This window comes from Streptomyces sp. NPDC098781 (assembly GCF_044759995.1).
Classification (GTDB): Bacteria; Actinomycetota; Actinomycetes; order Streptomycetales; family Streptomycetaceae; genus Streptomyces.
This window is the reverse complement of sequence record NZ_JBIWAK010000009.1, coordinates 26,036-49,868: the sequence shown is the minus strand read 5'-3', so window position 1 is coordinate 49,868 and position 23,833 is coordinate 26,036. Positions and strand designations below refer to the sequence as shown.

The 23,833-nt window shown below is 71.8% G+C and carries 19 protein-coding genes; 7 read left to right on the top strand and 12 right to left on the bottom strand.

The genetic code is table 11. The annotated features are described in order from the left end of the window. Positions 1-307: 307 nt before the first annotated feature. The 5 genes from ACIQWG_RS31690 (at position 308) to ACIQWG_RS31670 (ending at position 7,019) form a co-directional block, all read left to right on the top strand. Positions 308-1,198 (top strand): FAD binding domain-containing protein, encoded by an 891-nt coding sequence (locus ACIQWG_RS31690; protein ID WP_404101920.1) that lies wholly within the window; start codon positions 308-310, stop codon positions 1,196-1,198. Beyond that, on the top strand, positions 1,198-1,782 hold the full coding sequence (locus ACIQWG_RS31685; RefSeq protein WP_404101918.1) for a (2Fe-2S)-binding protein: 585 nt from the start codon (positions 1,198-1,200) through the stop codon (positions 1,780-1,782). The genes ACIQWG_RS31690 and ACIQWG_RS31685 overlap by 1 nt, the downstream gene beginning before the upstream one ends. A gap of 5 nt (positions 1,783-1,787) precedes the next feature. Beyond that, entirely contained in the window at positions 1,788-4,172 is a 2,385-nt protein-coding gene (locus tag ACIQWG_RS31680) for a xanthine dehydrogenase family protein molybdopterin-binding subunit (protein WP_404101916.1), read from the top strand. Between the two features lie 191 nt (positions 4,173-4,363). Then, positions 4,364-5,821: an NCS2 family permease gene (locus tag ACIQWG_RS31675; RefSeq protein WP_404101915.1), complete on the top strand. Its 1,458-nt coding sequence runs from the start codon at positions 4,364-4,366 to the stop codon at positions 5,819-5,821. Between the two features lie 46 nt (positions 5,822-5,867). Beyond that, positions 5,868-7,019, top strand: a complete 1,152-nt coding sequence (locus ACIQWG_RS31670) for an XdhC family protein (protein WP_404101913.1) — start codon at positions 5,868-5,870, stop codon at positions 7,017-7,019. An 18-nt stretch (positions 7,020-7,037) separates the two neighbouring features. Here ACIQWG_RS31670 and ACIQWG_RS31665 read toward each other — a convergent pair whose 3' ends face one another. Further along, positions 7,038-7,520, bottom strand: coding sequence for a hypothetical protein (locus ACIQWG_RS31665; protein WP_404101911.1), 483 nt, complete (start codon positions 7,518-7,520; stop codon positions 7,038-7,040). A gap of 67 nt (positions 7,521-7,587) precedes the next feature. Next, positions 7,588-8,028 carry an SRPBCC family protein gene (locus tag ACIQWG_RS31660; protein ID WP_404101909.1) on the bottom strand — a complete coding sequence of 147 codons (441 nt, stop codon included), beginning with the start codon at positions 8,026-8,028 and terminating at the stop codon, positions 7,588-7,590. 196 nt (positions 8,029-8,224) lie between these two features. On the opposite strand from ACIQWG_RS31660, the gene ACIQWG_RS31655 reads away from it, so the two are divergent. Beyond that, a complete protein-coding gene (locus tag ACIQWG_RS31655) occupies positions 8,225-9,235 on the top strand; it encodes a DUF2278 family protein (protein WP_404101907.1) in 1,011 nt (336 codons plus the stop codon). Positions 9,236-9,294: 59 nt separating this feature from the next. On the opposite strand, the gene ACIQWG_RS31650 is transcribed toward ACIQWG_RS31655, so the two are convergent. The 6 genes from ACIQWG_RS31650 to ACIQWG_RS31625 all read right to left on the bottom strand — a co-directional run bounded on the left by ACIQWG_RS31650 (position 9,295) and on the right by ACIQWG_RS31625 (position 15,837). Beyond that, complete coding sequence (locus ACIQWG_RS31650) at positions 9,295-10,149, bottom strand: ABC transporter ATP-binding protein (RefSeq protein WP_404101906.1); 855 nt, start codon at positions 10,147-10,149, stop codon at positions 9,295-9,297. Then, positions 10,146-11,159 (bottom strand): ABC transporter ATP-binding protein, encoded by a 1,014-nt coding sequence (locus ACIQWG_RS31645; RefSeq protein ID WP_404101904.1) that lies wholly within the window; start codon positions 11,157-11,159, stop codon positions 10,146-10,148. Before ACIQWG_RS31645 ends, ACIQWG_RS31650 begins: the two co-directional genes overlap by 4 nt. 6 nt (positions 11,160-11,165) lie before the next feature. Beyond that, positions 11,166-12,029: an ABC transporter permease gene (locus ACIQWG_RS31640; protein WP_404101903.1), complete on the bottom strand. Its 864-nt coding sequence runs from the start codon at positions 12,027-12,029 to the stop codon at positions 11,166-11,168. Beyond that, positions 12,026-12,979, bottom strand: coding sequence for an ABC transporter permease (locus tag ACIQWG_RS31635; RefSeq protein WP_404101902.1), 954 nt, complete (start codon positions 12,977-12,979; stop codon positions 12,026-12,028). Before ACIQWG_RS31635 ends, ACIQWG_RS31640 begins: the two co-directional genes overlap by 4 nt. 6 nt (positions 12,980-12,985) lie before the next feature. Next, complete coding sequence (locus tag ACIQWG_RS31630; protein WP_404101900.1) at positions 12,986-14,632, bottom strand: ABC transporter substrate-binding protein; 1,647 nt, start codon at positions 14,630-14,632, stop codon at positions 12,986-12,988. A 65-nt stretch (positions 14,633-14,697) separates the two neighbouring features. Beyond that, complete coding sequence (locus ACIQWG_RS31625) at positions 14,698-15,837, bottom strand: C45 family autoproteolytic acyltransferase/hydolase (protein ID WP_404101898.1); 1,140 nt, start codon at positions 15,835-15,837, stop codon at positions 14,698-14,700. 113 nt (positions 15,838-15,950) lie between these two features. Between ACIQWG_RS31625 and ACIQWG_RS31620 the strand changes: the two genes are divergently transcribed. Continuing rightward, positions 15,951-16,865 (top strand): MurR/RpiR family transcriptional regulator, encoded by a 915-nt coding sequence (locus ACIQWG_RS31620; protein ID WP_404101896.1) that lies wholly within the window; start codon positions 15,951-15,953, stop codon positions 16,863-16,865. A 60-nt stretch (positions 16,866-16,925) separates the two neighbouring features. On the opposite strand, the gene ACIQWG_RS31615 is transcribed toward ACIQWG_RS31620, so the two are convergent. The 4 genes from ACIQWG_RS31615 to ACIQWG_RS31600 all read right to left on the bottom strand — a co-directional run bounded on the left by ACIQWG_RS31615 (position 16,926) and on the right by ACIQWG_RS31600 (position 23,774). Next, positions 16,926-19,598 carry a SpoIIE family protein phosphatase gene (locus ACIQWG_RS31615; RefSeq protein ID WP_404101894.1) on the bottom strand — a complete coding sequence of 891 codons (2,673 nt, stop codon included), beginning with the start codon at positions 19,596-19,598 and terminating at the stop codon, positions 16,926-16,928. Positions 19,599-19,659: 61 nt separating this feature from the next. Continuing rightward, complete coding sequence (locus ACIQWG_RS31610; RefSeq protein ID WP_404101892.1) at positions 19,660-20,766, bottom strand: PP2C family protein-serine/threonine phosphatase; 1,107 nt, start codon at positions 20,764-20,766, stop codon at positions 19,660-19,662. Between the two features lie 106 nt (positions 20,767-20,872). Beyond that, positions 20,873-21,652 (bottom strand): IclR family transcriptional regulator, encoded by a 780-nt coding sequence (locus ACIQWG_RS31605; RefSeq protein WP_404101890.1) that lies wholly within the window; start codon positions 21,650-21,652, stop codon positions 20,873-20,875. Between the two features lie 55 nt (positions 21,653-21,707). After that, the gene (locus tag ACIQWG_RS31600; RefSeq protein WP_404101889.1) at positions 21,708-23,774 is read right to left on the bottom strand and encodes a SpoIIE family protein phosphatase; all 2,067 of its coding nucleotides are present in this window, start codon (positions 23,772-23,774) and stop codon (positions 21,708-21,710) included. Positions 23,775-23,833: the final 59 nt, after the last annotated feature.

Genomic DNA, 23,833 nt, shown 5'->3' with positions numbered 1-23,833 from the left:
TCCGCGGGCCGATGGGCGGCGCCGGGGCGGTGCTCGTCGTCTTTCGGACGGTGTCCCAGGTCACAGGGCCGTGCCCGAAGTTTCCAGAGAAAGACGCGGAGGTTACTGGTGACCTCCGTTCATACGAATCTACAAGATGCCTACCTTGGCCAGCCAACTCCTTCATGGTTTCCGTGACTGACCCTGGTGGAGCACGGAGCTGTGTACTGACGTCAATGCGCGTTAACAGCACATGAACGAGCCGGGCTCGCCGCACCTGATCTGGCTCAAACCGTACGACCCCACGAGACGAAGAAGAGAGCCGGTCATGGACTTCCTTCGCCCCGCCAGCTGGGAGGAGGCGCTCGCCGCGAAGGCCGAGCACCCCACCGCTGTGCCGATTGCGGGTGGCACCGATGTGATGGTCGAGATCAACTTCGACCACCGTCGGCCCGAGTACCTGCTCGACCTGAACCGCATCGGTGACCTCTACGAGTGGGAGGTCGGCGAGGACAGCGTGCGGCTCGGAGCCTCCGTGCCGTACACCAGGATCATGGAGAGCCTGCGCGCCGAGCTGCCGGGCCTCGCCCTCGCCTCGCACACGGTCGCCTCCCCGCAGATCCGCAACCGCGGCGGCGTCGGCGGCAACCTCGGCACGGCCTCCCCGGCCGGTGACGCCCACCCCGCCCTCCTCGCGGCCGGCGCCGAGGTCGAGGTCGAGTCGGTGCGCGGCAGCCGCCGTATCCCGATCGACGAGTTCTACACCGGCGTGAAGCGCAACGCGCTCGCCGCCGACGAGCTGATCCGGGCCGTGCACATCAAGAAGGCCGACGGGCCGCAGCAGTACTCCAAGGTCGGCACCCGTAACGCCATGGTCATCGCCGTGTGCGCCTTCGGGCTCGCGCTGCACCCCGAGACGCGGACCGTCCGGACCGGCATCGGCTCGGCCGCTCCCACGCCCGTGCGGGCCAAGGCCGCCGAGGAGTTCCTGAACGCGGCGCTCGAAGAGGGCGGCTTCTGGGACAACGGCAAGATCATCACCCCGTCGGTGGCGAAGCAGTTCGCCGAGCTGTGCTCGGGCGCCTGCAACCCGATCGACGACGTCCGGGGCACGGCGAGCTACCGCCGGCACGCGGTCGGCGTCATGGCGCGCCGCACGCTGACCTGGACCTGGGAGTCGTACCGCGGCGAGCGCCGCCTCACGGAGGGAGCCGCGTAATGCGCGTCAACTTCACTGTCAACGGACGTCCGCAGGAAGCCGACGACGTGTGGGAGGGCGAGTCCCTGCTGTACGTGCTGCGCGAGCGGCTCGGTCTGCCGGGTTCCAAGAACGCCTGTGAGCAGGGCGAGTGCGGTTCCTGCACGGTCCGGCTCGACGGCGAGCCCGTCTGTGCGTGTCTCGTGGCCGCCGGACAGGTCGAGGGCCGCGAGGTCGTCACCGTCGAGGGGCTCGCGGACTTCGCCAAACAGCGCGCCGAGCACGGCGGTTGCGCCACCGGTGCCTGCGGCACCTCGCTCCAGGACGCCCAGCAGTGGGCCGCCAAGGGGCAGGACTCGCAGACCGGTGAGGGCACCGAACTCTCCCCGGTCCAGCAGGCGTTCATCGACGCCGGCGCCGTCCAGTGCGGCTTCTGCACGCCCGGTCTGCTGGTCGCCGCCGACGAGATGCTGGAGCGCAACCCCAACCCGACCGACGCGGACATCCGCGAGGCCCTGTCGGGCAACCTGTGCCGCTGCACGGGCTACGAGAAGATTATGGACGCGGTCCGCCTCGCGGCCGCCCGGCAGGGAGAGGCGGTCTGAGGAAGATGCCCACCAACGGCGCTCCCACGAAGATCACCCAGGGGTCCCAGACCAAGGGCGGCATCGGCGAGTCCACGCTCCGCCCGGACGGCACCCTCAAGGTCACCGGCGAGTTCGCGTACTCGTCCGACATGTGGCACGAGGACATGCTCTGGGGCCAGATCCTGCGCTCCACCGTCGCCCACGCCGAGATCGTCTCCATCGACACCGGCGAGGCACTGGCCACGCCCGGCGTCTACGCGGTGATGACCTACGACGACCTGCCGACCGACGTGAAGAACTACGGCCTGGAGATCCAGGACACCCCCGTACTCGCCCACGGCAAGGTCCGCCACCACGGCGAGCCGGTCGCCATCGTCGCCGCCGACCACCCGGAGACGGCCCGCCGCGCCGCCGCCAAGATCAAGGTCGAGTACCGCGAGCTGCCCGTCATCACCGACGAGGCCTCCGCCACCGCGCCGGACGCGATCCTGATCCACGAGGGCCGCGACGACCACCACATCGGCCACGTCCCGCACCCGAACATCGTGCACCGCCAGCCGATCGTCCGCGGCGACGCGGAGGAGGCGGCCAAGCGGGCCGACGTCATCGTCAAGGGCGAGTACACCTTCGGCATGCAGGACCAAGCCTTCCTCGGCCCGGAGTCCGGCCTCGCCGTGCCCGACGAGGACGGCGGCGTCCACCTCTACATCGCCACCCAGTGGCTGCACAGCGACCTCAAGCAGATCGCCCCGGTGCTCGGCCTGCCGGAGAGCAAGGTCCGGATGACGCTGGCCGGCGTCGGCGGCGCGTTCGGCGGCCGCGAGGACCTGTCGATGCAGATCCACGCCTGTCTGCTGGCGATGCGCACCGGCAAGCCGGTCAAGATCGTCTACAACCGCTTCGAGTCCTTCTTCGGGCACGTCCACCGCCACCCGGCGAAGCTCTACTACGAGCACGGCGCCACCAAGGACGGCAAGCTCACCCACATGAAGTGCCGGATCGTCCTGGACGGCGGCGCCTACGCGTCGGCCTCCCCGGCGGTCGTCGGCAACGCCTCGTCCCTGTCCGTCGGTCCGTACGTGATCGACGACGTCGACATCGAGGCCATCGCCCTCTACAGCAACAACCCGCCCTGCGGCGCGATGCGCGGCTTCGGCGCGGTCCAGGCGTGCTTCGCCTACGAGGCGCAGATGGACAAGCTGGCGAAGAAGCTCGGCATGGACCCGGTGGAGTTCCGGCAGCTGAACGCCATGGAGCAGGGGACCATCATGCCGACCGGGCAGCCGGTCGACTCCCCGGCCCCGGTCGCCGAACTCCTGCGCCGCGTCAAGACGATGCCCATGCCGCCGGAACGCCAGTGGGAGTCCAGCGAGGGCGCCGACGTACGGCAGCTGCCGGGCGGTCTGTCCAACACCACGCACGGTGAAGGCGTCGTGCGCGGGGTCGGCTACGCGGTCGGCATCAAGAACGTCGGCTTCTCCGAGGGCTTCGACGACTACTCCACCGCCAAGGTCCGTATGGAGGTCATCGCCGGCGAGCCGGTCGCCACCGTGCACACGGCCATGGCGGAGGTCGGCCAGGGCGGCGTCACCGTCCACGCGCAGATCGCCCGCACCGAGCTGGGTGTCACCCAGGTGACCATCCACCCGGCGGACACCCAGGTGGGCTCGGCGGGTTCGACCTCGGCCTCCCGGCAGACCTATGTCACCGGCGGCGCGGTCAAGAACTCCTGCGAGCTGGTCCGCGAGAAGGTCCTGGAGATCGGGCGCCGCAAGTTCGGCTCCTACCACCCGGCCTGGGCGACCGCCGAACTCCTGCTGGAGGGCGGCAAGGTCGTCACCGACGGCGGCGAGGTCCTCGCCGACCTGGTGGACGTGCTGGAGAACGAGAGCGTCGAGGTCGAGGAGGAGTGGCGGCACCGCCCGACCGAGGCCTTCGACCTGCGCACCGGCCAGGGCAACGGCCACGTCCAGTACTCCTTCGCCGCGCACCGCGCCGTCGTCGAGGTCGACACCGAGCTCGGCCTGGTCAAGGTGATCGAGCTGGCCTGCGCCCAGGACGTCGGCAAGGCGCTCAACCCGCTGTCCGTCCTCGGCCAGATCCAGGGCGGCACGCTCCAGGGCATGGGCGTCGCGGTGATGGAGGAGATCGTCGTCGATCCCAAGACCGCCAAGGTCAGGAACCCGTCCTTCACGGACTACCTCCTGCCGACCATCCTCGACACGCCGATCATCCCGGTCGACGTGCTCGAACTCGCCGACGACCACGCCCCGTACGGGCTGCGCGGCATCGGCGAGGCACCCACCCTGTCGTCCACCCCGGCCGTCCTCGCGGCGATCCGGAACGCGACCGGGCTGGAGCTCGACCGTACGCCGGTACGACCGGAACACCTCACCGGCACGGCGTAAGGAAAACCCTCAAGACCCTCCGGGCGGCGCTGGGAACGTCACACACTCCGCCGCGCCGCCCGGAGCACACCAGATCGTTCGTCTCGGGCCGTCCCCCGGGTCGTGCGGCCGATGCACCATCCCAAATCCCGTAGCCGCCGCCCGGCGGTTCCCCATACGGGTGTCCCTATGAACCTTGGGAGTAGGCCCACATGACCCAGCAGTCACTGGAGCCCACGACCACCGCCGATGACGCGGGTGAAGGCACCCGCCTCCCCGCCGGCAGGTCGTGGCTCGACCGGTACTTCCACATATCCCACAGAGGATCGACGGTCGCGCGCGAGGTGCGCGGCGGCATCACCACCTTCATGGCGATGGCGTACATCCTCCTGCTCAACCCTCTGATCCTGTCCGGCAAGGACGCGGCAGGGGACGTGCTCGCGCAGAAGGCGCTGATCACCGCGACCGCGTTCGCGGCGGCCTTCACCACCCTGCTGATGGGCTTCTTCGGCAAGGTGCCGCTCGCCCTCGCCGCCGGCCTCTCCGTCTCCGGGGTGCTCGCCTCGCAGGTCGCCCCGCAGATGACCTGGCCTCAGGCCATGGGCATGTGTGTGATGTACGGCGTCGTCATCATGCTGCTGGTCGTCACCGGCCTGCGCGAGATGATCATGAACGCGATCCCGCTCGCGCTCAAGCACGCGATCACCATGGGGATCGGCCTGTTCGTCGCCCTCATCGGTTTCTACAAGGCCGGCTTCGTGCACCAGGGCGAGGCCACCCCGGTCACCCTCGGTCCGGCCGGTGAACTGGCCGGCTGGCCCGTGCTGCTCTTCGCGGTCACCCTCCTGGCCATCTTCATGCTCCAGGCGCGCGGCATCCCGGGCGCCATCCTGATCGGCATCCTCGGCGGCACCGTACTCGCCGTCGCCCTCAACGCGTTCGACGTCATCGACCCGAAGCAGTGGGTCAGCGGCGCTCCCGAACTGCACGGCGGCGCGGTGTCCATGCCTGACTTCTCGGTCTTCGGCAACGTCGAGTTCGGCGGCTGGGGCGAGGTCGGCGCCATGACGGTCGGCATGATCGTGTTCACCCTGGTGCTCGCCGGGTTCTTCGACGCGATGGCGACGATCATCGGTGTCGGCACCGAGGCCAAGCTGGCCGACGACAAGGGCCGGATGCCGGGCCTGTCCAAGGCGCTGTTCATCGACGGCGCGGGCGGCGCGATCGGCGGCGTGTCCGGCGCCTCGGGCCAGACCGTGTTCGTCGAGTCGGCGACCGGCGTCGGCGAGGGGGCCCGTACGGGTCTCGCCTCGGTCGTCACCGGACTGTTCTTCGCGGCCTGTCTGTTCTTCACCCCGCTGACGGCGATCGTGCCGGGCGAGGTCGCGGCGGCGGCCCTGGTGGTCATCGGCGCCATGATGATGATGAACGCGCGCCACGTGGACTGGGCCGACCGGGCCACCGCGATCCCGGTGTTCCTCACCGTCGTGATCATGCCGTTCACGTACTCGATCACGGCCGGTGTCGCGGCCGGTGTCATCTCGTACGTGGCGATCAAGACCGCTCAGGGCAAGGCACGGGAGATCGGGGCGTTCATGTGGGCCCTGACAGCCATCTTCGTGGTCTTTTTCGCCCTCAATCCCATTGAGAGCTGGATGGGCGTGCACTAGCGAGTGCCCGACCCTCCGCACACAACCGCCTTAAGGAGACCGACAGATGCTGGACATCGCCGAAGAGCTGCACCGGTGGGTCGAGCAGGGACGTGACTTCGCCGTGGCCACCGTGGTGGCGGTCGGCGGCAGCGCACCCCGCCAGCCCGGCGCCGCGCTGGCGGTGGACGCCGACGGCACGGCGATCGGGTCGGTCTCCGGCGGGTGTGTGGAGGGCGCGGTGTACGAGCTGTGCCAACAGGCGCTGGAGGACGGCGAGACCGTCCTGGAGCGCTTCGGCTACAGCGACGAGGACGCCTTCGCCGTCGGCCTGACGTGCGGGGGCGTCATCGACATCCTCGTCACCCCGGTACGTTCCACCGCCCCGGCCCGCCCCGTGCTCGCGTCCGCGCTGCGGGCGGCCGCGAGCGGGGAGGCGGCGGCGGTGGCACGGATCGTGTCGGGGCCGGAGGAGCTGATGGGCCGCGCGCTTCTCGTCGGCGCCGACGGCTCCTACGACGGCGGCTTCGGCGCCCATCCCGAACTGGACCGCACGGTCGCGGCGGAGGCGGGCGCGTTCCTGGACGCCGGCCGTACGGGCACCCTGGAGATCGGTGAACAGGGCTCGCGCTGCGGGGCCCCGCTGACGGTGCTCGTCGAGTCCTCCGTCCCCGCACCCCGGATGATCGTCTTCGGGGCGATCGACTTCGCGGCGGCGCTGGTGCGGATCGGCAAGTTCCTGAACTACCACGTGACCGTGTGCGACGCCCGGCCCGTCTTCGCCACGAAGGCCCGCTTCCCGGAGGCCGACGAGATCGTCGTCGAGTGGCCGCACAAGTACCTGGAGAGCACGGACGTGGACGCCAGGACCGTCCTGTGCGTCCTCACCCACGACGCCAAGTTCGACGTACCCCTGTTGGAGTTGGCGCTTCGGCTGCCCGTCGCGTACGTCGGGGCGATGGGCTCACGCCGCACGCATCTCGACCGCAACGAGCGACTGCGCGAAGTCGGCGTCACCGAACTGGAGTTGGCGCGACTGCGGTCCCCGATCGGCCTCGACCTGGGCGCCCGCACACCCGAGGAGACGGCCCTGTCGATCGCCTCGGAGATCGTCGCGGCCCGGCGGGGCGGCAGCGGGGTCTCACTGACCGGCGCGCACACGCCGATCCATCACGACGCCACGTCCACCCCGGCGGGGCGGATCGGGTCGGTGGCCTGAGCCCCCGCCCCGCCCAGGTCAGTCCCCGGAGCAGCCGAAGATCCCTACGTGGCTGGGCTCATCACCGGTGTACAGGACGACGAACACACCGGTCCACCGCATCCGGCACTCGTCCAGGAGCGTTTCCATCCGGTCGGGCGGGGGCACCGCGCGTAGCGCCGCGTGCGACTCGGCCACCAGTTCCTGGAATCGTTCGGGCGTCGGCCGGTCGTCGCCGAAGTGGTGCACGACGCGGTCGGCCGGAAGGGGGCGCAGGGTGAAGCAGTCCTCCGGGACGTGGTCCGACGGTGCGGCCGTGGTGTGGACGACCCGCTGGATGTCGAGGATCGAGTGAGTGCCCTCCTCACCCATGAACTCCTCCTCGGCCCACAGTTCGTCGATCGACCCGTACTCGTCGTCGTGGCCGAACTCCTCCGCGAAGACCTGCTCGTGCAGTGCCGTCAAGGACTCCTCGACGCTGCCCCTGTACGCGGTGACGTACTCCCAGCCGCTGGCGCCCATGGTGTATCCCTCCCCCGTGATCCGTGAGAACGGTGCCACCCTAGGAGAGGGCACTGACAACGACCTCTCAGGCCTTGCGCAGCAACTGATTCACGGCCCGCCCGAACACATACCGTCCGGCCCGTGCCACCGCCTCGTCCAAACCGCCCGGCACGAACCGCACTCGCACCTCCTCCTGCCAGACCACCCGCGTCCGCCCACCCGGCCCGGGCCGTACCTCGATCTCGGCCCAGCCCGTGATCGATCGGCCGCGCTTCTCCAGCCGGCAGCGGCCCGGGGTGTCGTCGCCCGGGGGCTGCCACACCGTCACCTCCATCGGGTCGTCGAAGGCGAGCGGGCCGATTCCGGAGCGGGCGACGAAGCGGGTGCCCTCGCGCGTCGGCCCCTGTGTCGTGACGCGGACTCGGGTCAGGGGGACGACCTCGGCATGGCGGGGCCACTCCGTGAGGCGGCGCCACGCCTCCGTGAGCGGGAGCGGGACCGTGCGTTCGAGGAGGAAGTTCGCCACGGAGGCGATCCTACGGGCCGGTCCTCCGGGATCCGGGCTGGTCAGGGCGTGGGCGTAGACGGGTCGTGCCGTCGGTCCAGCCCCCTGTCGGCGGGCAGACGTACGCGAGGTGAACTCCCCTTCGGCCGCCCTGCCCACGCCGTACCCTTCCCCCCAGGAGCGGGCAAACCGCCCGCCTCAGGGGGAGTTGGTCGTCATGCCACTGAAGAGCTACGGCGTACTGATCGGACGAGCCGTCGACACCCGGCGCGAGGACGGCGTCGACTCGCCGCACTACCAGATCCACCTCACCGACGACGAGGGCACCCAGTACCGTGCCGCCGTCAACGTCCTGTCCCAGCAGCAGCCCTCCGAGCTGCTCTACTTCGTCAGCGAGGACTTCCGGCACCCGATCACGGCCCGTCTGGAGGGCCTGGCGAGCGGCTGGAACCCGCTGCCGCCCGGCCCCGGCGGCCCGAACCTCGACTTCGTGCGCGGCAACCTCTTCGACCCGGCCCTGATGCGCAAGCTGCCCCCGGACCTCGAAGGCCCGGACAACGACCTCGCCGACCTCCTCGACCACTCCGTACGCGCCGCGGTCGCCGACCAGGAGGCCCGCGTGTATCTGTTCGGGGAGCGCTGGGGGCCCGAGGCGAGGGTCAGGGACAAGATCTTCGGCTTCCTGCCCGGCAACGGCGTCCACGACATCCATATGAACCAGGGCAACAGCGGCCGCTTCCGCGGCGACGACGGCGTCTGGCAGGACGGCGGACTGCTCGTCCACTTCCCGTCCCGGTCCCGCTGGGTCGGCATCTTCCTCGCCTTCCAGAGCCAGTCCTGGAAGACGGACGACGCCACCGGCCACACCATCGAGGACGTCGACGGTTCCCGCCCGGTGCCCGGCACCCGCCCCGTCCGGATCGTCGCGGCGCTCGTCAATCCGCACGGCCCCGCCCCGGAGGCCGAGGCGGTCACCCTCCTCAACGCCTCGCCCGGCCCCGTCGACCTGACCGGCTGGCAGATCCAGGACCGGCTGGGCCGGCGGTCCCCGGTCCCACCGGGTCCCCTCGCGGCCGGCGCCTGCCTCACCGTCCGTCTCGGCGCCGGCGCGCAACTCGGCAACCACGGCGGCGAGATCAGCCTCCTCGACGCCGCCGAGCTCAAGGCGGACGGCGTCTCGTACACCGCCGAGCAGGCCGGCGGGGAGGGCTGGTCCGTCGTCTTCTGACCCCGCCAGGGGGCCTACGGCGAGCCGTCCGTGCTCCTGCCCGGCGGGCGCCCGGAGCCCTACGCGGCCTCCGCCCGTGCCCTGGCCCGTACCGCGTCGGCCGGATCCCAGCCCCTGCGCGGTGCGGAGGCCAGCAGCAGGCGGGTATAGGGGTGCTCGGGCGTGTCCAGGACCCGGCCGGTCGGGCCCTGTTCGACGACCGTGCCGCGGCGCATCACCAACGTCTCCTCGGTGATGTGCCGGACGACGGCCAGGTCATGGCTGACGAAGACGAGGGCCACGCCTGTGTCCCGCCGGATCTCGTCCAGCAGCCGCAGGATCTGGGCCTGGATCGACACGTCCAGTGCGGCCACCGCCTCGTCCAGCACCAGGACCCGCGGATCCACGGCGAGGGCACGCGCGATGGCCAGCCGCTGGCACTGACCGCCGGACAGCTCGTGTGGGCGCGCCCCCGCCTCCCGGGCGCCGAGTCCCACTTGGTCCAGCAGGGCGGCGATGCGTCCGTCGCCGGTGTCGCGGCCGTGCAGGCGCAGGGCGATGCGCAGACATTGACGTGCTATCAGGCGGGGGTCGAGGGAGACGTACGGGTCCTGGAAGACCATCTGGATCTCGCGGGCCCGCGCCAAGCGATGCGCCGCGCGTGCCCGGCCGAGAGCCGGCGGGCGGGCGGCGCGGTCCCGGCCCTCCACCGCGACCGTGCCCGAGTCCGGGCGTACCAGGCCGACCAGCATGCGGGCCACGGTGCTCTTGCCCGATCCGGACTCGCCGACGACGCCGAGCGAGCCACCGCGCGCAACGGTGAAGGACACCTGGTCGGCGGCGGAGACGCGGTCGCCGCCGGGCAGCCGGTACGCCTTCGTGAGGCGGTCGGCCACCAGCAGGGGCGCCTCAGGCCGGTCTTCGATCGCGGTCATGCGGGGCTCCTCTTGGCCAGGACGGTGGTGAGCGGCAACTCCGCGGCTTCCCTGGGCAGGTCCGCCAGCCGACGGCACGCGGCGGTTCCCGCGCCCGGGAGTGGGGCGGGCTGCGGTGTCCAGACCGCGCACTCGGCATCGGCGTGCGGGCAGCGGGCCGCGAACGGGCAGCCGGTGAACGCGTCGGACAGGGACGGCGGCCGACCGGGTATCGGCTCCAGCACGCGGTCGGTGTCACCGAGTTCGGGCGAGCAGGCCAGCAGGCCGCGGGTGTACGGGTGCTGGGCGTGGGTGAAGAGGCGGTCCGCGTCCTGCTGTTCGACCACGCGGCCCGCGTACATGACGTACACGCGGTCGCAGAACGCGGCGGCCAGCTGGAGGTCGTGGGTGATGAACAGCATGCCGAGGTCCCGTTCCGCGCGCAGGGTGCGCAGCAGGGCGAGGATCTCCGCCTGCGTGGTGACGTCCAGGGCGCTGGTGGACTCGTCGGCCAGCAGCAGCCGCGGCTCGGTGGCGAGCGCGCCCGCGATGACCACCCGCTGGAGCATGCCGCCGGACATCTCGTGCGGCCGCTGGCGAAAGCGCCGCTCGGGGTCGGACAGACCAACGGCGCGGAGGAGTTCGACGGCCCTGTCCCGTGCCGCGCGCCGGTCGCGCGAGCCGCCGGTGCGGACCAGCCGTTCGACGAGGAAGTCCCCGACCCGGCGCACCGGGTTGAGGGCGGAGCGCGGGTCCTGGTGGACCATCGCCACGGTACCGGCCCGGTGCCGGCGCAGTCCGGCCCCGCTCAGGCCGAGCACGTCCGTGCCGTCGACCAGTACCCGGCCGGCGACCGACGCCTCCTCGGGCAGCAGCCGCAGGACCGTCTTCGCGGTGGTGGACTTGCCCGAGCCGGACTCGCCGACGAGACCGACGGTCTCCCCGGAGCCGACCCGCAGACTCACGTCCGCGAGCAGCGGGCGGGCCGCGCCGGGCAGGCCCAGGGTGAGGTTCTGGATGTCGAGCAGCATGGCCGGTTACCTCCTGGTGCCGAGCCGGTCGGCGGCCCAGACCCCGACCACGTTGAAGGCCACCACGACGGCGGCGATGGCGGTGCCCGGCACCAGCGCGGGCAGCAGCGCGCCCTGGACGATGGCGGCCTGGCCCTCCTGCACCATCAACCCCCAGTCGGAGCTGGGCGGTTGGGCTCCGAACCCCAGATAGCTGAGGGTGGCCAGGCTCATCAGGGCCTCGCCGAACAGCACAACGAGATAGCCGACGATCGACCGGGCGAGGTTGGGCACCAGATGCCGTACGCAGATCCGCAGACCGCCCATGCCCTGCACCCGGTAGGCGTCGACGTACGGCTTGGACCGCTCGGCGAGCGCCACGCTGCGGGTGTACTTGGCGATCGTCGGGGCGAACGCGAGCCCGAGACCCAGCACAGAGGTGGTGATGCCCGCGCCGAACACGGCGATGATCAGCACCACGAACAGCAGCCCCGGGAAGGCGTACATCACGTCGGTCACCCGGGACACCAGCGTGTCCACCCAGCCGCCGTGCCAGGCGGCGACCGTGCCCAGGGTGACGCCGAGCAGCGCGGCGATGGCCAGCAACGCGAGCGGGGCGATCAGACTGGTGCGGGCGCCGTACAGGACGCGCGAGAGGAGGTCCTGTCCGGAGGCGTCGGTGCCGAGCGGATGGGCGCCGGTCGTGCCGACCAGGGACGACGACAGGTCGACGGCGTCGGGTGCGTACGGCGCGAGCAGCGGCGCGAACACGGCGGCCGGCACGACCAGGCCGAGGAAGACGGCCCCGGCGATCACCAGGACGGGACGGCGGCGGTTGCGCCGGCGGCGGGCCGGGAGCAGCGCGTCGGCGGATGCGGATACGGCGGTCATGCGGCGCTCCTCACGGCCTTCAGACGGGGGTCGAGCAGGGGGTGCGCGAGGTCCACGAGGGTGGTGACCAGGATGTAGCAGGCGACCATCAGCAGCAGGACCGCCTGGGCGACCGGGAAGTCATGGCTGTTGACCGCGCCGACCAGCAGGGATCCGATGCCGCTGAGCCCGAAGACGGTCTCGATGGCCACCGTGCCGGCCAGCATCCCGGCGGTGACCAGGCCGCACATGGTGACGACCGGGCCGAGCGCGTTGCGCAGGACGTGCCGGCGGATGATCCGCAGCTCCGGCAGCCCGGCCGCGCGGGCCACCTCCACATGGTCGGCCGTGCCCGCCTCGACCACCGCCTGCCGGGTGACCCGGGCGATGACGGCCACCGCGCCGAGCGCCATGGCGAGCGCGGGCAGGGTGAGGTGGTGCAGTGTCCCGGCGAAACCGTCCCCGCCGCCCGTCACCGGGAACCAGCCGAGCCGTACGCCGAAGAAGGCGACCAGCGCGATCCCGCCTACGAAGGAGGGGACGGACGCGGTCAGGGTCGTGGTCCCGACGACGGCCGAGTCGACCCACGTGCCGCGCCGGACCGCGGCGAGCACTCCCGCGCCCACACCCAGCACGACGAACAGGACCGTGGCGTAGCCGACCAGGACCAGCGTCGTCGGGAAGCGGGACGCCAGCAGGTCGGAGACCTGGTCGCCGTACTGGAAGGAGCGGCCGAGGTCCAGGTGGACGCTGTCCCACAGCCAGCGGCCGTACTGGACGACCAGCGGTTCGTCGAGGTGGTACTGCTCCCTGACGGCGGCCAGCCGCTCGGGGGTGAGCTTGTCGCGGCCCCCCGCCAGGAACACGGCCGGGTCGCCGGGAGCGGCGTACACGGCGGCGAAGATGACGAAGGACGAGGCCAGCAGCGTGGCCAGCAGCCCCGCGAGCCGCCGTCCGATCGAGGCGATCATCGGCGCTCAGCCCTTCTTCGCGCCGAGCTCGGCGGCCCAGGGGTAGTAGAGGTACGCCATCGAGGCGGGCGGACCGGTCAGCTTGTCGTCGATGACGAGCGCGGTCGGCACCTGCGCCACGGGGATCCAGACGGCGGCGTCCGCCCACCGCCGCTGCACGTCGATGGCGATCTCGGCACGCTTGGCGTCGTCCAGTGTGCGCAGGCCCTCCTCGACTGCGGCGTCGTACTCCGGACTGCTGAACCCGACCCAGTTGTTGGAGCTGTCCGACAGGCCGTTGTCGTAGAAGCCGAGCGGATCGCTCTTGGAGATGTACCAGTCGGCCACCAGGAGGTCGATGCCGGCGCGGGCCTCCTTGTCGCCGTAGAACTCGCCGTACTGGGCCGCCGGTACGGTCTTGATCTGGGCCTTGAGCCCGATCTGCGTCAGGGCGGCGCGCGCGGCGTTGGCGATGACCATGAGGCCCTGGCTGCTGTCGGTGCCGATGACGATCGGTTCGTCGGGCGCGTCCTCGGCGTTCCTCACCAGCTCCTTCGCCTTGGCCAGGTCGTCCGCGTCCGGGCTGGCCGGGGCATTGGTGAGCTGCTTCTGGGCGGCGGCGAAGGCGTCCTTGGCGTAGCCCCAGGCGCCGGAGCCGACCGGGGTGGCCCAGGGTTCGATCAGGCCACCGTAGCCGGACCTCGCGATGCCGGAGCGGTCGAGGACCAGCGAGAGGGCCTTGCGGATGTCGGGGTCGGCGAGGCCGCCGCGCTCGGTCGGGATGAGCGCGAGGGTGGAGGTGCTGGGGCCGAAGTGCTCGTCCAGGCCGTTCTTGCCGCGCAGGGCGGCCGCGGTGCCGATGGAGTCGGCGTAGGTACCGTCGGCGGCTCCGGTCGCGAGCGCGTTCACCATGGCGCTGTCGGCGGCCCAGCGGAACACGACCTTGCCGGTGAGGGGCCGCTCGCCCCAGTAGGAGTCGGCTTGGGCCAGGGTGATCGAGTCTCCGGACTTCCAGCCGGTCAGCTCGTACGGACCCGAACAGGCGTCGCCCTGACCGGGCGTGCCGAACTCCTTGCCGGCCTTCTCCACCTGCTCCTGGTTGTAGACGAAGCCGGCGTCACCGGCGAGCGCCTTGGTGAACAGGGCGTCGGGTTCCTTGAAAGTGATCGTGATCTCGTGCTCGCCGGTCCTACGCATCGCGGAGACGTTGCCGAACTCGTCCGACTGCTCCATCTCGGGCGCCGCGTGCCGCTTCAGGCTGAACAGCACGTCCTCGGCCGTCATCCTGGAGCCGTCATGGAAGGTGACGTCGTCGCGCAGCGCGAGGACCAGGTGGGTGGCGTCGGGGCGGGTCGCCTGCCGGACGAGGAAGGGGCGTACGGACATGTCGGGCTGGAGCTGGTAGAGGCGCTCGCAGACATTGGTCAGCACGGTACGGCCCGCGCTGCCGCCCTGGGTGTCGAGGTCCAGGGAGTCGGGCTCGTCCTCCAGCAGCCAGTTGACGGAGGAGACGGTGCCCGCGGCCTTCGGCGTGGTGGGCGCGAGTCTGAGGTCGGCGACGTCGGCGGCCTTGGCGCCGCTCGCGGCGGTGCCGGTGGTGGCGCCGCTGCACGCGGTGACCAGGGCCATCGCCCCGGCGACACCGACGGCGGTTGTCACGGTCTTGAACTTCATTGCTGGGGCTCCTGAACGGGGAGGGAGAACGGAGCGGGGGGTGTCGGACACTGGTGACGGGGCCGTCAGTTCGGGGCGTGGGGGCCGTCGTACAGGTTCCAGGGCAGGTGCTGGTAGTCGCGGTCGCAGGGGGTGCCGGCGGTGACGTGGTAGTCGCCGGCGGTGAGGTCGACGCAGGAGGAGACGAGGGTGGTCCAGTGCTTGACCTCAGGCTTGCGCGGGTCGGCGTGGGTGCACAGCGACTCGGGGTAGCCGAGGTGGTCCGACATGGTGTCCTTGATGAGCTTGCGGGACTCGTCGGCGCCGGGAGAGTCTCGCAGCCGGGCCAGGCCCGACTCGGCGCGGGGTACGCGCACGAGGGAGTCGGGGGAGATCGGGCGGTAGCCGTCGGCGAGGGCGGTGGGGATGCCCGCCTGGTAGTGGTTGCCGTGCACCAGGAGGCCGTCGACGGGATACAGCCAGCCGTGCCCGGCGGGGGTGGTCTCCAGGTCGATGGCGAAGCCCTCGCGGCAGGTGAGGAGGGCGTTGCTGGCGATGTGCGCCCTGGTGCGGCACAGCACCTCCAGCGCGTCGGTGATGCTCGCCTGGTCGAGGACGCTGCGCCGGACCACGGTCTGCGGCAGGCCCACGGCCTCGCCGAACCGCCCGCCGAGACCGTTGGCGTTGAGTGCGATCCCGGCCGAGTTGGCGCCCTGGCGGCCGATCTGGCCGGCCTCTACCTGCATGATCAAAGTGGGCTTGGGCGGCTGGACGATCCGGAGCATCACGACGGTGTCCGCGACGCCGGCCCGCCAGTCCCAGTTCTGCCCGGCCCACACATGTCCGTCGCCGCTGGCCGGCCCGTACGCGGCGAAGGAGGTGCAGCCCTCGGCGGGGTCCTCCTCCTCGTGCATCCGGACGAAGGAGTCGTCGTAGATGACCTCGCCCCGGGCGTTCAGGGCGAGCACGTCCAGCAGGTCCAGGCCGGCGCCTTCAGCGATGCCCTGCATCTCCTGGAGCAGGTCCGGGGCGTGCGCTCGGACGGGTTTGAGCCAGCGGGCGGCCCTGCCGGTCACCTGGCTCCAGGTCAGCCCCGAGGACGCGCCGAAGGCCTCCGCGTAGTAGTCGAGCGCGACCCTGAGCTGGGGCGCCACGGCCTCGCCGTACTGGCGCCCGCGGTTCAGGGGGTTCCCCGAGATCTCGATGACCGGCAGGGTCTGTTTCATCAGCGGGGCTCCTCGGGGACATGCCAGTGTTGTAATATCCGTTCCGAAAATTCATTGCCTTGGAACGAGATGCTCAGAGCGTAATGGCCGAAACGCGAGAGTCAATACCTGTAATGAAGAATCCAGAATCCGGTAGTGCGGGACCCGGGGGACTCACGCGGCTGCGGGCCGCCGTCCGTGACATGTGGGACGAGCTGTCCGCGTCGGAGCGGACCGTGGCCCAGTACCTCGCCAGCGCGCCCGCCGAGCACGTGATGTTCGCCAGCGCGCAGGAGCTCGGCGCGGCCAGCGGCACCAGCAACGCCACCGTCGTACGCGCCCTCCAGCGCCTGGGATACGCCGGGCTGCCCGCGCTCAAGCGGGAACTCGCCGCCGACTTCACCTCCGCGCTCGCCCCCGAGGTCCGGCTCCAGCAGCGCATCGCGCATGTCGGCCAGGACCTGGCGGGGATCTGGGACGACGTCTTCGACGAGACGCGGGAGCGTATCGAGCAGTGCCGGCGACTGACCGGCGCGGACGAGCTGAAGCGGGCGGTCGAGGCACTCGCCGAGGCGCGTGAGGTGCTCTGCTACGGCGTCGCCGCGTGCGAACTCGCCGCCCGGCATCTGGCGTTGGCCCTGGGCCGGATCGGGCGCCGGGCCCGCTTCGCCGGCGAGACCGGCTTCGCCCTCGCCGACCCACTGCTCGCGCTCGGGCAGGGTGATGCCGTGGTGATCTTCCAGCCGGGGCGGCGCCTGGCCGAGCTGAACGTCGTCGTCGAGCGGGCCCGCGCGGTCGGGGCCAGGATCGTCTTCGTCACCGACGAGCTGGGGGAGGTCTTCGAGGACCGGATCGACGCCGTCCTCACCGCGCCCCACACCCCGACCGGCAACACGAACGAGGCCCTGACCGGCCTGGTCGTCGCCGACGCCCTCGTGCTCGCCCTGACCACGCTGGACGAGGCACGGGCGGTGGAACACTCCCACCAACTGACGGCGCTGCGTGAGCAGTTGCTGGCGCAGAAGGAGCATCGTTCGCGCAGGACCTGAGGGCTGACGACGCGAGCCTCGTACACGCAGGACCGGCGCACAGGAATGGAGAAGGGCGCCTCACGGGCCCGTCAGCGGCTGCTCCGTCCAGATCACCTTGCCGGACGCCGAGTACCGCGTGCCCCACCGTTCGGCGAACTGGGCGATCAGGAACAGGCCCCGGCCGCCCTCGTCCGTCGTGGCCGCGCTGCGCAGGTGCGGGGCGGTGCTGCTGCCGTCGGACACCTCGCAGATCAGGGCGCGGTCGCGGATCAGTCGGACGCCGATCGGGCCGGTGGCGTGCCGCAGGGCGTTGGTGACCAGCTCGCTGAGGATCAGCTCGGTCGTGAACGCCTCCTCCGCCAGCCCCCACTCCGCCAGCGTCCGCGTGGCCGCCGCCCGCACCCGGGCCACGGCCGAGGGGTCGTCCGGGACCTCCCAGGACTGCGTGCGGTCGGGGGGAAGGAGCCGGGTCCGGGCGACGACGAGGGCGACGTCGTCGCGCGGCCGCTCCGGCAGCAGGTCCTCCAGCACCGCCTTGCACGTCTGCTCCGGCGTCCGGCCGTGCGTGGGCGGAGCCGCGGCGAGGGCCTCGCGCAGCCGGGCGAGTCCGTCGTCGATGTCCCTGCCCTGGTCCTCGACCAGCCCGTCCGTGTACAGCACCAGTCCACTGCCCTCCGGCAGCCGCAGCCGGGTCGCCTCGAAGGGCAGGCTGCCGCCCAGGCCGAGCGGCGCCCCGCCGGCGACGCTCAGGAACTCGACGCCGCCGTCGGGGTGCACGACGGCCGGCTCCAGGTGGCCGGCGCGGGAGAGGGCGCACTCCCCGGAGGACGGGTCGTACACCGCGTACAGGCAGGTCGCGCCAGTGATCGGCGCTGCCTCGCCGTCGCCCTCGTCCTGGTCGATCCGGGTCACCAACTCGTCGACGTGGCCGAGGAGTTCGTCGGGCGGGAGGTCCAGGGTGGAGAAGTTGATCACGGCCGTACGCAGCCGTCCCATCGTGGCCGCCGCGTGCAGTCCGTGCCCCACCACGTCCCCGACCACGAGCGCGACCCGCGCGCCGGGCAGTGGGATCACGTCGAACCAGTCACCGCCGACCCCGCCCTGCGCCGCCTGCGCGGGCAGATAGCGGTAGGCGACGTCGAGGGCGCTCTGCTCGGGCAGAACCTGGGGCAGCAGGCTGCGCTGGAGGGTGACCGACAGGGTGTGCTCGCGGGTGTAGCGGCGGGCGTTGTCGATGCTGACCGCGGCCCGCGCCACCAGTTCCTCGGCGAGGGACACGTCCTCCGCCTCGAACGGCTCCGGCCGCTCGGCACGCCAGAAGGTGGCCATCCCCATGATGACGCCACGGGCCCGCAGCGGAACCGTGAGCATCGTGTGCAGCCCGAAGTCGATGATTCTGCGGGCGTTGTCGGGATCCTGTTCCTGCCAGCCGGAGTACGTCGGCATGTCCGACTCCAGCACCGACTCTCCCGAGCCGAAGCCGAAGGCCTGCGGTGTGCCCCGGGCGAAGTGGATCAGCTCGCCGATCGGATAGAGCGGGCTGCCCTCGCGCACCCCCTGGAAGGCGACCCGGCGCATGTCGGTGCGGCCCCGCTTCGGCTCCTCGCCCCGCAGCACCGGATCCGCCAGGTCGACGGAGACGTAGTCGGCGAACCTCGGCACCGCGAAGTCGGCGAGCTCCTGCGAGGTGCGGGTGACATCGAGGGTGGTGCCGATCTCCAGCCCCGCGTCGTACAGCAGCCGCAGCCGCTCCCGTGCCACGTCCGCCTGGCCGGTCATGGTCCGCAGTTCGGTGGTGTCCCGCAGCGTCGCCACACTGCCGGGCGGACCGCCGTCCCGGTCGGTGGAGCGCTGGCTGACCGCCAGCAGCCGGCCCTGCGCCAGGTGCACCTCGTCGGTGGCGTCCCGCCCCGACGCGAACAGCCGGGCGAGGTCGCTGTCGATGCCCAGGGCGAGGCACGGCTGCCCCTCCGCGTCGGCGGGCAGCGCGAGCAGCCGACGCGCCTCGTCGTTGGCCAGCGCCAGCCGGCGCCGGCCGTCCAGGATCAGCACGCCTTCCCGTACGGAGTGCAGGACCGCGTCGTGATGCTCGTACATCCTGGTCATCTCGGCGGGACCCAGTCCGTGCGTCTGCCGCAGCAGCCGCCGGCTGACCAGCGCGGTGCCGCCGGTGGCGAGGGCGAGCGCGGCCGCCGCCGCGCCGAGCACCCAGGGCAGCTGGTGGTCCACCAGCCCGCCCACGCTGTCCAGCGTCACCCCGGCGGCCACCAGGGCGACGACCTTGCCGCCCTCGTCGGTCACCGGGACCACGGCCCGCACGGACGGCCCCAGGGTTCCGGTGTACGTCTCCCGTACCACCCCGCCTTCCGCGGCCGGGGCGATGGTGCCGACGAAGTGCTTGCCGATCTGCTCGGGGTTGGGGTGTGTGTAGCGGATGCCGTCCGGGGTCATCACGACGATGAAGTCCACGTCGGTGGCCTCGCGCACCGCCTCTGCACGCGGCTGGAGCGTCGCGCTCGGATCCGGGTCCGACAGGGCTTCGACGACCCCCGGCGCGTTGGCGAAGGACTCGGCGACGGCCAGGGAGCGATTGCCGGCCTCCCGCCTGCTGTCGGTGCGCACCTGGAGCACCAGGGCGACCACCGCGGCGACGACGAGGAGCACGACGATCGCCGCCTGGAGCACGAAGACCTGCCGGGCGACGGTACGCGCGCTCAACAGGGAGCGCAGGCGGCCGAGGAAACCGGCCATGCCCTATTTGTAACACCCTTCGAAGGGCCGGGCACGGCGTTCGGCGGAGCCGCTCAACGGCTCAGACCGGCGCCCCCGAGGGCACCGCCGGCACCTGGGCCGGTATACGGAGCAGCAGCAGGGCCGCGTCGTCGTGCAGCCGGCCGCCCACATGGGCCTGGAGTTCCGCGTGCAGTGCGGTGACGGTGTCGACCGGCTCGTCACAGGTGTGCCGGGCCAGCCCCTCCGCCAGCGGATAGAACTCCCGCTCGTGGTTGCGGGCCTCGGTGACGCCGTCGGTGTACAGCAGCAGTTGGTCACCGTCGGTGAAGGGCAGCACATGCAGCTGAGGGGTCTCGCCGGACAGGCTGCGCAGGCCGAGCGGCGGGGCGGGGCGGTCCGGGTCCACCGGGACGACGACGGAGTCGCGCACCAGCAGCGGCGCCGCGTGACCGCAGTTGACCACCTCCAGCTCCCCCTCCCGCGGATACCCGGCGACCACGGCGGTGACGAAGTCGTCGGGGCCCAGGTTGCGCGCCAGGCTCCGCTCGATGCGGGCGACGACGTCGAGCAGGTCGGGCTCGTCGTGGGCGGCCTCGCGGAACACGCCGAGCACCAAAGCGGCGGTCCCCACCGCGGGCAGCCCCTTGCCGCGCACATCGCCGACGATCAGCCGGACCCCGTACGGCGTGGAGACCAGGGCGTAGAGATCGCCGCCGATCCGCGCCTCCGCGGCGGCGGCGCTGTAGCGGACGGCCACCTGGAACGGCCCGACCGTCGCCGGTACGGGCTGGAGCAGGGCCTGTTGGGCGGCCTCGGCGACCGAGCGGACGGCGGCCAGCACCCGCTCCCGCCGCTCGCGCAGCGCGCTGCCCACGCCGCACGCCAGGGTGACGACCAGCAGGGCGGCCAGCGCGACCGCCAGCTCGCCGTCCGGGGCGCCGCCGCGGACGGCGAGGGACACGCCCAGGACGGTGGCCGCCAGGCCCACGCACAGGACGCCGCGCGGCCCGCTGGTGGTGGCGGCGAGCGCGGGGCCCGTGGCGAGCAGCGGCACCCAGGTGGTCCCGGAGCCGCCGACGAAGCCGACGAGCACGAGAACGGAGACGATCAGTATGGGCAGTACGGGCATCGCGGCGACCAATCGCCTCGGCCAGTGGTCGGGGCTGTGATCAGGGGCCTGGCTCATCGCTTGTCCGCTGTCCTCACCTGTGCGTGGGGGCATACGCGCCCGGGGGATATGTCTGCTTTATTCAGGAAATCGTGTTACCCCGGATGCGACAAGGACGGCGATTTCAGATAGTGAGCGACAGGCCCCGGGTCACGCGGCTCGCGGTCGGCAGCAGCCGCGCCCGGACCTCCTCCAGCCGGGTGCGCGTCTCCTCCAGCCGGGAGCGCCGGTCGGCCCGCAGGGAGACCCCGAGCGAGCCGATGGTGGTCCCGCTGTAGACCGGCACGGCGACACAGACCGTGCCGAGGGCGTACTCCTCCATGTCCGTGACCGCCGGGGCCATGGGGGAGGAGTCGAGGCGGCGCAGCAGCTCCGGGGTGTCGGTGATGGTCCTCGGGGTCAGGTCGGCGAGCTGGTGCCGGGACAGGTAGTCCTTGCGCGCCTCCTCGTCCAGCTCCCGCAGCACGGACTTGCCCAGCGCCGTGGCGTGCCCCGCGTCCTCGAACCCCACCCACAGGTCGACCCGGGGAGCGCGCGGACCGTCGACGATCTCGGCCACCCGGATCTCGCCCTCCTCGTAGAAGGTGAGGTACGTGGCGCTCGACAGCTCGTCCCGCAGCGCGCTCAGCGTGGGCCTGATCCGGCTCAGCAGGGACTGCGTATGGCCGGCCATGTGCAGCGACTGCAACCGGTCACCGAGGATGAACCCGCCGTCGGCGAGCTTGCGCACGTAGCCGTCGTGGACCAGCGTGCGCAGCAGGTGGTACGCCGTGGCCAGGGGAAGGCCCGTCTCCCGTGCCAGTTGCTTCGCCGGCGCGCCGTTCTCGTGCGCGCTCACCGCCTCCAGCAGGCGGAAGGCACGCTGCACCGAGCCGATGAGCGTAGGGCCGTCCTGAGCACCCATAGGAACCAGCCTGCGCCGCGAGCACCGCGTGGGCAAGGCGGATCCGCGGGCGGATCTACTGCACCCGGGCCACCAGCAGCGCGACGTCGTCGTGGTCGTCGGGATGACGCAGGCCGTACAGGAGCAGGTCGCAGGTCTCCTCCAGGGGCCTGTGGGGTTCGTCGAGGAAGCTGAGCAGGGTGTCCAGGCGGTCGTCGATGGGGTGGTGCCGGGTCTCGACGAGGCCGTCGGTGTACAGGACCAGCAGGTCGCCGGCGCCGAGTTGGACCGTGGTGGTCCGGAACGGGATGCCGCCGACCCCGAGCGGGGCGCCGGCGGGCAGGTCGAGCAGTTCGGGCGGCCGGCCGGGGTGGGCCAGGGCAGGCGGCATGTGACCGGCGTTGGCTATCTGGCACAGCCGGGTGTGGGGGTCGTACACCGCGTACAGACAGGTCACGATGTAGTGCTCCAGATCGCAGGTGATCTTGTCCAGGTGCTGGAGCACGGAGCCCGGGTCGAGATCGAGGTCGGCGTAGGCGACGGTGGCGGTGCGCAGCCGGCCCATGGTGGCGGCGGCGTCGATGCCGTTGCCCATGACGTCACCGACGACCAGCGTGGTCCGGTCGCCCTCCAGCGGGATGACGTCGTACCAGTCGCCGCCGACCTCGCTGGTGGCCTGGGCCGGCTGGTAGCGGGAGGCGAGTTCCAGGCCCGTGTGGTGCGGCGGGTGGTCGGGCAGCAGGCTGCGCTGAAGGGTGAGGGCGGTGTTGCGCACGCTCTGGAACCAGCGGGCGTTGTCGATGGCCACGGCGGCCCGGCTGGCCAGCTCACTGGCCAGGACCACGTCGTCCTCGTCGAACGGCAGCGGGTTGCGGGTCCGCTTCAGGTCGAGGGCGCCCAGGATCTCGCCGTGCGCGATCAACGGCACGGCGAGATACGAGTGCACGCCTGCGCGCGCCAGCAGCGACGTGGCCTCGTCGTCGCGCGCGATGCGCCGCAGATCGTCCTCGCCGACGTGCCGCACCAACACCGGCCGGCCGGTGTGCACGCACAGGGTGACCAGCCGGTCCCCGTCGTAGGCGGCCAGGTCGCCGGGCGGGTCGGCGGCGCGCAGGGCCACGCTCGGGTACGCCGCCTTGAGGGCCAGGGCGCGGAACAGCTCCGGGCCGTTGTCCGGTTGCCGCATGCGCCGGCAGGCGAGGGCGGCGTCCAGGATGTCGACGGCGACGACGTCGGCCAGGTCGGGTGTGGCGACCTCCGCCAGCTCGTGCGCGGTGCGGTCCACCTCCAGCGTGGTGCCCACGCGGGTGGAGGCGTCGGCGATCAGCGCCAGGCGGCGGCGGGCCCGGTCGGCCTCGGCGGCCGCGCGATGCCGTTCGGTGACGTCGACGAAGGAGATCGCCGCGCCCAGGATCCGTCCGCCGGGGTCCTCCAGCCGGTAGAAGGACAGCGACCAGGCGTGCTCGCGGTCGGGGTCGGAGGGCGGGCGGCCCACGTGGTACTGGTCGAGGAGTGGGGTGCCGGTGGTGAGGACCTGGCGCAGACAGGACTCGATGGTGTCGATGTCGGGCAGCGGCAGGGTCTCCCGCAGCCGGCGGCCCACGTGCTCCTCCGCCGGGGTGCCGTCGACGCGTTCCAGGGCCGGGTTGACCAGAAGAAAGCGCAGGTCGGGATCGACGAGAGCGAGGCCGATGGGGGACTGGTTGATCAGCCGCTCGCACAGGGCCAGGTCGGTCTCGACGCGCTGGAGCAGGGAGTGGTCGGCGGCGATGCCCAGGGCGTAGACGTCCCCGAGATCGTCCAGCAGCCGCATGTTGCGGAACTCCGTGAGCCGGGTGCTGCCGTCCTTGTGCCGCACCGGGAAGGTGCCGGCCCAGCTGCGGCCGGTCTCCAGCACCTCGGTGAACAACTGCACCACGGCCGGCAGGTGCTCGGGGTGGATGAACAGCCGAGTCGCGGGCGTGCCCAGCGCCTCCTCGGCGGTGTATCCGAACAGCTCCTCGGCCTGCGGGGTCCAGAACACGACGCGTCCGGCGGCGTCGACGACGACCGCGGCCACGCTGAGCACATCGAGCAGTCCGGTCGGCCGGGGCGGCTCAGCGCCGTACCCGCCACCGTCGAATTCCACGGAATCGGCCGTCATCCCAGCTCCTCACCGCCCGACACCCGAGTACCACGTCCACACCGAACGGCACCTCCATG